The sequence below is a fragment of the Arthrobacter sp. Sr24 genome (assembly GCF_054511175.1).
On the sequence record NZ_JBTNDB010000001.1, the window covers coordinates 403,038 to 412,944 of the forward strand.

Annotated in this window: 4 protein-coding genes; 2 read left to right on the forward strand and 2 right to left on the reverse strand. The window is 59.4% G+C overall.

Features of this window, described 5'->3' with window-relative positions; genetic code table 11:
- Positions 1-20: 20 nt before the first annotated feature.
- Positions 21-518, reverse strand: coding sequence for an aminoacyl-tRNA deacylase (locus ACX80D_RS02005; protein WP_459320877.1), 498 nt, complete (start codon positions 516-518; stop codon positions 21-23).
- Entirely contained in the window at positions 515-1,714 is a 1,200-nt protein-coding gene (locus ACX80D_RS02010; protein WP_459320878.1) for an acetyl-CoA C-acetyltransferase, read from the reverse strand. The genes ACX80D_RS02005 and ACX80D_RS02010 overlap by 4 nt, the downstream gene beginning before the upstream one ends.
- A gap of 451 nt (positions 1,715-2,165) precedes the next feature.
- On the opposite strand from ACX80D_RS02010, the gene rpoB reads away from it, so the two are divergent.
- Both rpoB and ACX80D_RS02020 read left to right on the forward strand, forming a co-directional pair.
- Entirely contained in the window at positions 2,166-5,684 is a 3,519-nt protein-coding gene (rpoB, locus tag ACX80D_RS02015) for a DNA-directed RNA polymerase subunit beta (protein ID WP_459320879.1), read from the forward strand.
- 104 nt (positions 5,685-5,788) lie between these two features.
- Positions 5,789-9,691: a DNA-directed RNA polymerase subunit beta' gene (locus tag ACX80D_RS02020; protein ID WP_459320880.1), complete on the forward strand. Its 3,903-nt coding sequence runs from the start codon at positions 5,789-5,791 to the stop codon at positions 9,689-9,691.
- Positions 9,692-9,907: the final 216 nt, after the last annotated feature.

The following is a 9,907-nucleotide window of genomic DNA, read 5'->3' on the forward strand; positions in this document are numbered from 1 at the left end:
GGCGTGAGCCCGAACGGACGCTACTCTGGGACGGAAATGTCGGCCACTGTTGCCCCGTAGGCCGCTATGAGCGCGTCGGCGTCGACGAACATGCTGTAGCCGTGCTCGCCAGCGCCCATGGACACTCTGCGGCCTGCGATGCTCTGGTCAGCGTAGACGGGCCAGGCTGTTGTGCTCCCCAGGGGAGTGATGGTCCCGCGCTCGTAACCGGTAGCAGCCAAGGCCACATCTGCCTGGGGCATCTGCAACTTGTTGACGCCAACTACGGCACGCAGCTTCGGCCAGGAGATCGCTTGCCCACCCGGAACCAGCGCGAACAGGAATGTCCCGTCGCTGCGTTTCACCACCAACGATTTCACAATGTCCGACGGCGTGATCCCCATGAGTGCCGCAGCTTCCTCTAACGACTTGGCTGCAGGACGGGCAAAGATCTCGATGTCAAGACCACGGGCGGCTGCATCTGCCGCCACGCGGGCATGGCCCTCGGGCAGCGGCTCAGGCAGTTGCTCGGGTGTCACTGGGCATCTCTGAACAGCAGAAGGGCCTCGCCTTGACCGCCGCCGCCGCACAGCGAAACTGCGGCCTTGCCAGCTCCGCGACGGCTCAGCTCCATGGCTGCGTGAAGTGCCAGCCGCGCCCCGGAGGCCCCGATGGGGTGACCTAGCGCAATGGCGCCACCGTGGATATTGCACTTCTCCAGCGGGAAGTCCAGATCGCGCAGGGACTGCACAGCCACTGAGCCGAAGGCCTCGTTGATTTCAATGAAGTCCAGTTCGTCCACGGTCCAGCCGGCAGTCGCAAGGGCCTTGGTAATGGCATGGGAGGGCTGGGAATGCAGTGAATTATCTGGCCCGGCAACCTGGCCAGGAGCACCCACTACTGCGAGCCACGTCAAACCGTGCTCTTGCGCATAAGCGCGCGATGACAGCACTAGGGCGCTGGCCCCGTCGGACAGGGGAGAGGAGTTCCCCGCAGTGATGGCGCCGTCGGCGGTGAAGGCCGGGCGCAGGCCCGCGAGCGTCTCCACAGTGGTCTGCGGACGAATTCCTTCGTCTTGGTCTAACACCAAGGGTTCGCCCTTTCGTTGAGGGAGAATCACCGGGACAATCTCGTCGGTGAAGACGCCGGCAGCGGCCGCTGCTGCGGCGCGTTGATGCGAGGCCGCCGCAACCTCGTCCTGGGCTGTGCGGCTAATGTTGAGGCGGATGTTGCCGCGTTCGGTGGAAAGCCCCATGGAATCGTTGTCGAAGGCGTCGGTGAGCCCGTCATGGGCAGCCACGTCGAGAGCCTCAATGGCGCCATATGTCCAGCCTTGGCGTGATCCGGGCAACAAGTGGGGAGCGCGTGTCATGGATTCCTGACCGCCGGCAACCACCACGTTGGCTTCGCCGCTACGGATCAACCGTGCAGCATCGATCACAGCCGTCAGCCCTGACAGGCAGACCTTGTTGATGGTGAGCGCCGGAACATTCCAGCCAATGCCCGCGCCCACTGAGCTCTGCCGTGCCGGGTTCTGCCCTGCGCCGGCTTGTAGCACCTGCCCCATGATCACCTGGTCCACGTCCGCGATGTCGATTCCGGAACGCGAGAGTGCCGCAGCGATGGCCTTCGCGCCAAGTTCGACGCCGGTGAAGGGCGCCAGCTGCCCGTTGAGCCGCCCTTGCGGTGTGCGTGCTCCAGCAAGAATAACTACATCGTTTGCTTGTGACGTCATGGCCGCACTGCTCCTTGAGACTTGATTCCGCACAGATCCTCGTTGAGCTGTGTGTCCTTCCATAAAACCTAACAGCACAGGCCGCAAAGAAAATTCCTTTGTCCGCCCTATGGAACCTTGAGCCCTGTGGAAACCTGAACTGGAGTATTATGACAGGGCAGCAAAGGTGTCAATATCCATACTTGCGGTTTTTTGAATCTCGGGGTAGACACGCGAGCCCTTAAGCGGGTAGAGTAGTTCTTTGCGTATCCCTCTTAACCTTCAGCCTTCATATAGCGGTGGGCTTTGTATCGGTCAAGAGTCTTGGAAACACGCGTTTCAGAACGGCATTGCTGGACTGTTAAGCGTCTACCACGGCTATTTGGCCAGCGTTCCTCCGGGTTTGATGACCGGGAGAGAAACGGGTAAGGGTTCGTAAGAACAAGCCTGCAGGTCTGTGGAAGGATCCCTCTTGGTCGCCTCGAGCACCTCTAATGTAAATAACGCTGCAACCGCTATCGATTCAAACAGCACCGACGGTGCAAAGAGTCGCATCTCATTCGCAAAGATTCACGAGCCGCTTGACGTGCCGAATCTGCTTGCACTCCAGACCGAGAGCTTTGACTGGCTCGTAGGTAATGGGCGCTGGCAGGATCGCATGCAGAACGCTGTGGATGCTGGCGATGACAGTGTGGCCGTCACGTCTGGTCTGTCCGACATTTTCGAAGAGATTTCCCCCATTGAGGACTTCCAGGGCACCATGTCCCTGTCCTTCACGGAGCCGGAATTCTCTGACCCCAAGTTCACCGTTGACGAGTGCAAGGACCGCGACGCCACGTACGCCGCACCGCTGTACGTCAAGGCCGAGTTCATGAACAACTTGACCGGTGAAATCAAACAGCAGACTGTCTTCATGGGCGATTTCCCGCTCATGACCAACAAGGGCACGTTTGTCATCAACGGCACCGAGCGTGTTGTTGTTTCTCAGCTGGTTCGTTCCCCGGGTGCTTACTTTGAGCGCACCGCGGACAAGACCAGTGACAAGGAAATCTTCACCGCAAAGATCATCCCCTCACGTGGTGCATGGTTCGAGCTGGAGATTGACAAGCGCGATCAGGTTGGCGTTCGTCTGGACCGCAAGCGCAAGCAGTCAGTCACCGTACTGCTGAAGGCGCTCGGCTGGAGCGAAGGTCAGATCCTGGAAGAGTTCGGCGAGTTCGACTCGATCCGTGCCACCCTGGAAAAGGATGCCACCACAGGCCGCGAAGATGCCCTCTTGGACATCTACCGCAAGCTGCGTCCGGGCGAGCCGCCCACAGTTGACGCTGCCGACGCACTGTTGCACAACCTGTACTTCAACCCGAAGCGTTACGATCTGGCCAAGGTTGGCCGTTACAAGATCAACCGCAAGCTGGGCATTGACCTACCGTTGAGCGATGAGAAGGCATCAGTGCTGAGCGTGGATGACATTGTCGCCATGATCAAGTACCTGGTTGCTTTGCACGCTGGCAACAAGACCACCAAGGGCCAGCGCGACGGCGCCGAGGTTGACCTCCGTGTTGACGTCGATGACATCGACCACTTTGGTAACCGTCGTATCCGCGCTGTTGGCGAGCTCATCGAGAACCAGATCCGTACGGGTCTTTCCCGCATGGAGCGCGTTGTCCGCGAGCGTATGACCACTCAGGACGTCGAGGCCATCACGCCGCAGACGCTGATCAACATCCGTCCCGTTGTGGCAGCTATCAAGGAGTTCTTCGGAACCTCTCAGCTCTCACAGTTCATGGATCAGAACAACCCGCTGGCCGGTCTGACGCACAAGCGTCGTCTGTCCGCCCTGGGCCCGGGCGGTTTGTCCCGTGACCGTGCAGGCATGGAAGTTCGAGACGTTCACCCGTCGCACTACGGCCGTATGTGCCCCATTGAAACTCCTGAAGGCCCCAACATTGGTCTGATCGGTTCCTTGGCATCCTACGGACGCATCAACCCGTTCGGCTTCATTGAAACCCCGTACCGTCGGGTTCTCAAGGGTGTCGTCTCCGATGAGGTTGATTACCTCACTGCTGACGACGAGATGGACGTTGTGATCGCACAGGCCAACGCGCCTCTCGATGACAACAGCCACTTCGTAGAAGAAACCGTTCTGGTTCGCCAGCGCGGTGGTGGCGGCGAGCCCGTTCTGATTCCGGCCGACGATGTCGAGTACATGGACGTTTCCCCGCGCCAGATGGTTTCTGTGGCTACCGCCTTGATTCCGTTCCTCGAGCATGACGATGCTAACCGCGCACTCATGGGTGCGAACATGCAGCGTCAGGCTGTGCCGCTGGTCCAGTCCGAGGCTCCGTTTGTGGGAACCGGCATGGAGCGCGCCACCGCTGTTGACGCTGGAGACGTTGTCATCGCTAAGAAGGCCGGTGTGGTCTCCGAGGTTTCCGCCGACGTCGTTGTCATGTTGAACGACGACGGCACGGAAATCAGCTACCCGATCGCCAAGTACCAGCGTTCCAACCAGGGAACGGCTTACAACCAGCGCGTTTTGGCCTCTGAAGGTCAGCGTCTGGAAGTTGGCGGCATCATCGCTGACGGTCCGGCAACGGACATGGGCGAGCTCGCCTTGGGTAAGAACCTCTTGGTTGCCTTCATGTCTTGGGAAGGTCACAACTACGAGGATGCCATCATCCTTTCGCAGCGCATTGTTGCTGAGGATGTACTCTCCTCCATCCACATCGAAGAGCATGAGATCGACGCTCGCGACACGAAGCTTGGTGCTGAAGAAATCACTCGGGACATCCCGAACGTTTCCGAAGAAATCTTGGCTGGCCTGGACGAGCGCGGCATCATCCACATCGGTGCTGAAGTTGAAGCCGGCGACATCCTGGTCGGAAAGGTCACGCCTAAGGGCGAGACCGAACTGACCCCGGAAGAGCGTCTGTTGCGCGCCATCTTCGGTGAGAAGAGCCGCGAAGTTCGCGACACTTCCTTGAAGGTTCCCCACGGCGAGTCCGGAACCGTCATTGGTGTCCGCGTCTTTGACCGCGATTCCGAAGATGACCTGCCCCCCGGTGTGAACCAGCTGGTTCGCGTGTACGTTGCCAACAAGCGCAAGATCACCGATGGTGACAAGCTTGCAGGCCGTCACGGTAACAAGGGTGTTATTTCCAAGATCCTCCCGATCGAAGATATGCCCTTCTTGGCCGACGGTACTCCCGTTGACATCGTCCTGAACCCCTTGGGTGTTCCGGGTCGAATGAACGTCGGACAGGTTTTGGAAATCCACCTCGGTTGGGTTGCCAAGACTGGTTGGAAGGTTGAAGGCGAGCCTGACTGGATCAAGAACCTGCCGAACCTGCCGCGTGAAATCGGTCAGACGAAGGTTGCTACCCCGGTATTCGACGGTGCCCGTGACGCAGAAATCACAGGCCTACTCGATTCCACCAACGTGACTCGTGACGGCGACCGCCTGATCGACTCCACGGGTAAGACGCGTCTGTTCGACGGCCGCTCCGGCGAGCCGTTCCCGGACCCGGTTTCCGTTGGCTACATGTACATCTTGAAGCTTCACCACTTGGTGGATGACAAGATCCACGCCCGCTCCACGGGCCCGTACTCCATGATCACCCAGCAGCCCTTGGGCGGTAAGGCGCAGTTCGGTGGACAGCGCTTTGGTGAGATGGAAGTTTGGGCACTGGAAGCATACGGTGCGGCGTACACGCTGCAGGAACTGCTGACGATCAAGTCCGATGACATCCATGGCCGCGTGAAGGTTTACGAAGCCATCGTCAAGGGCGAGAACATCCCGGAGCCGGGTATCCCGGAATCCTTCAAGGTTCTCATCAAGGAAATGCAGTCGCTCTGCCTGAACGTGGAAGTTCTTTCCTCGGACGGATCCATGATTGAGATGCGTGACTCGGATGAAGAAGTCTTCCGGGCCGCGGAGGAGCTGGGCATCGACCTGTCACGGGCCGAACCCAACTCTGTCGAAGAAGTTTAGCTAGGGTCGACGGCGGCACCCAACCCGCCGCCGTCGTCCCTCACTTCCTCCCGTACCCGACACAGACTTTCAGACTTTAGAGAATTAGAGAGAACAGGACCCATATGTCCAGCGAATCCTCCTTCGGCAGTATGCAGATTGGCCTGGCCACCGCGCAAGATATTCGCGACTGGAGCCACGGCGAAGTCAAGAAGCCGGAAACTATTAACTACCGCACGCTCAAGCCGGAAAAAGACGGGCTCTTCTGCGAGAAGATCTTTGGCCCGTCCCGCGACTGGGAGTGCTACTGCGGCAAGTACAAGCGCGTGCGCTTCAAGGGCATCATTTGCGAGCGTTGTGGCGTTGAAGTCACCCGCGCAAAGGTACGCCGTGAGCGCATGGGCCACATTGAGCTTGCAGCGCCCGTAACTCACATCTGGTACTTCAAGGGCGTTCCCTCGCGCTTGGGTTACCTTTTGGACCTGGCACCGAAGGACCTCGAAAAGGTCATTTACTTCGCTGCCTACATGATCACCAGTGTTGACGATGCTGCGCGCCACGAAGAACTGCCAAACCTTCAGATCGAGCATGATCTGGAAAAGAAGCGCATGGTGGACACCCGCGACAGCGACATCGCCACGATCGCTCGCGACCTCGAAGGCGAGCTTGCTCGTCTCGAAGGTGAAGGCGCCAAGGCTGCCGATAAGAAGAAGGCCCGCGATTCAGCGGACCGTCAGATGGCGAACGTGCGTAAGCGCGCCGACGCTGATATCGACCGCCTCGAGCAGGTTTGGGACCGTTTCAAGGCTCTCAAGGTTGCCGACCTGGAAGGTGACGAAGCTCTTTACCGCGAACTGCGCGAGCGCTACGGCATGTTCTTCCAGGGCTCCATGGGTGCCGAAGCTATCAAGAGCCGTCTCGAGAACTTCGACATGGCTGGCGAAGCCGAGATCCTGCGCGACATCATTGCCAATGGCAAGGGCCAGCGCAAGACCCGTGCACTGAAGCGCCTGAAGGTTGTCAACGCTTTCTTGACCACCAACAACAGCCCGCTTGGCATGGTTCTGGACGCCGTCCCGGTGATCCCGCCGGAACTGCGCCCCATGGTTCAGCTCGATGGTGGCCGTTTCGCCACCTCGGACTTGAACGATCTGTACCGTCGGGTGATCAACCGCAACAACCGTCTCAAGCGTTTGCTTGACCTGGGTGCTCCCGAGATCATCGTCAACAACGAAAAGCGCATGCTGCAGGAAGCTGTTGACTCGCTGTTCGATAACGGTCGTCGCGGCCGTCCGGTCACCGGACCGGGTAACCGTCCGTTGAAGTCGCTCTCTGACATGCTCAAGGGCAAGCAGGGTCGATTCCGTCAGAACCTCCTGGGTAAGCGCGTTGACTACTCAGGGCGATCGGTTATTGTTGTTGGCCCGCAGCTGAAGCTGCACCAGTGTGGTCTGCCCAAGCAGATGGCTCTGGAGCTCTTCAAGCCGTTCGTGATGAAGCGCTTGGTTGACCTCAACCACGCTCAGAACATCAAGAGCGCCAAGCGTATGGTGGAGCGTTTCCGTCCCCAGGTGTGGGATGTTCTCGAAGAGATCATCACCGAGCACCCGGTACTGCTGAACCGTGCACCAACCCTGCACCGTTTGGGTATCCAGGCGTTCGAGCCTCAGCTTGTTGAAGGTAAGGCCATCCAGCTTCACCCGCTGGTTTGTGGTGCTTTCAACGCTGACTTCGACGGTGACCAGATGGCAGTCCACTTGCCGCTGAGCCCCGAAGCCCAGGCTGAAGCTCGCATCTTGATGTTGTCCTCGAACAACATTTTGAAGCCTTCAGATGGCCGTCCTGTGACCTTGCCGTCACAGGATATGATCATCGGTCTGCACCACTTGACCACCAAGCGTGAAGGTTCCGTCGGCGAAGGCCGTCAGTTCTCCACGGCAGCTGAAGCTGTCATGGCGTTCGACGCCGGTGAGCTGCACTTGAACTCGCAGGTGAAGATCCGTTTGGAGAACTTCATCCCGGGTGCCGAGCGCAAGGGTCCGGAAGGCTTCGAAGCTGGCGAGTCTGCCATCATCGAGACCTCACTGGGTCAGGTCATCTTCAACGAGACCCTGCCTGCTGACTACCCCTGGGTTGAAGCTGTTGCAGATAAGGGTCAGCTGTCGGAGATCGTCAACGACCTCGCCGAGCGTTACCCCAAGGTAGTTGTGGCAGCAACACTGGATAACTTGAAGGATGCCGGTTTCTACTGGGCTACCCGTTCAGGTATCACCGTTGCCATCTCCGATATTGAGGTGCCTAAGGGCAAGCCGGCCATCCTTGAAAGCTACGAAGTCAAGGCCGCTAAGGTCCAGGCTCAGTACGACAAGGGTCTGATTGCTGATGATGAGCGCCGTCAGGAGCTCATCGACATCTGGAACCAGGCAACTAACGAGATCGCTGATGTCATGCGGGCGTCGTTCGCGACTTCCAACACGATCAACCGTATGGTTTCCTCCGGTGCTCGTGGTAACTGGATGCAGGTTCGCCAGATTGCCGGTATCCGTGGCTTGGTGGCTAACCCTAAGGGTGAAATTATCACTCGCCCGATCAAGTCCTCCTACCGTGAGGGCCTGTCGGTTTTGGAGTACTTCATTGCTACTCACGGTGCCCGTAAGGGTCTGGCCGATACCGCTCTGCGTACAGCTAACTCCGGTTACCTGACACGTCGACTGGTTGACGTCTCACAGGATGTCATCGTTCGCGAAGACGACTGTGGCACCGAGCGCGGCTTGACGCTGCCGATCGCCGTGGTTGATTCCATGGGTGAGATCGTCCTGCACGAAGAGGTCGAGAACAGCGTTTACGCCCGTACCTTGGCGGCTGAAGTGGTTGACGGATCCGGCAACGTTCTGGCATCTGCCGGTGACGATGTTGGCGATGTCCTCATTGACAAGCTGTTCGCAGCTGGCGTCGAAGAGATCAAGGTCCGCTCGGTACTCACCTGTGAGTCAACTGTTGGTACCTGTGCACTGTGCTATGGCCGTTCACTGGCCACCGGCAAGACCGTGGACATTGGTGAGGCCGTCGGTATTATTGCCGCACAGTCCATTGGTGAGCCCGGTACCCAGCTGACCATGCGTACCTTCCACACCGGTGGTGCTGTTTCGGCCAGCCGTGGCGAGGACATCACCCAGGGTCTGCCCCGTATCCAGGAGCTCTTCGAAGCACGTACCCCCAAGGGTGTGGCTCCGATCGCAGAAGCTGCCGGTCGCATCAACATTGATGAGTCCGAAAAGACCATGCGTTTGATCCTGACTCCGGACGACGGCACCGAAGAGATCGCTTACCCGGTCCTGCGACGTGCACGCCTGCAGGTTGCTGACGGCGAGCATGTTGAAGTTGGCCAGAAGCTCATTGTGGGTGCAGTTGACCCCAAGCAGGTTCTGCGTATCCTCGGCCCGCGTGCCGCTCAGAAGCACCTCGTTGAGGAAGTTCAGGGCGTTTACCGCAGCCAGGGTGTGGGTATCCACGACAAGCACGTCGAGGTTATCGTCCGCCAGATGCTCCGTCGTGTGACGGTCATTGAATCCGGAGATTCCAAGTTGCTACCCGGCGAGCTCGCCGAGCGCGGTCGCTTCGAGACGGAAAACCGTCGCGTTGTCTCCGAAGGCAAGAAGCCGGCTTCGGGCCGTAACGAACTGATGGGTATCACCAAGGCTTCCTTGGCTACCGAATCATGGCTCTCCGCCGCATCCTTCCAGGAAACCACCCGCGTTCTGACGCAGGCGGCCATGGAAGGTAAGTCGGACCCGCTGTTGGGTCTGAAGGAGAACGTGATCATCGGTAAGTTGATCCCCGCCGGCACCGGCCTTCCGCGCTACACCGACGTCACGGTGGAGCCCACGGAAGAAGCCAAGGCCAATCTGTTCACCGGTCCGAGCGCATTCAGCGACTTTGACTACGTGGGCGGCGTGGGAGACTTGGGCAACGAGTTCCGTGCTATCCCGTTGGATGACTACGATCTCGGTACCAACTTCTCCGGCTAATAGCTAAGAGATAAGGGACGACGGCGGGGGGGGGGGGGGGGGGGGGAGGGAGGGAAGAGGAGAGGACGTGGGAGGAAGAAGGGAGGGGAGGGGAGGGGGGGGGGGGGGGGGGGGGGGTGGGGGGGGGGGGGGGGGGGGGGGGGGGAAAAGGCAGGGGGGGGGATATAAGGTCGCTCCCCCCTTTCTCTCTCCCCCCCCCCCCCCCCCCCCCCCCCC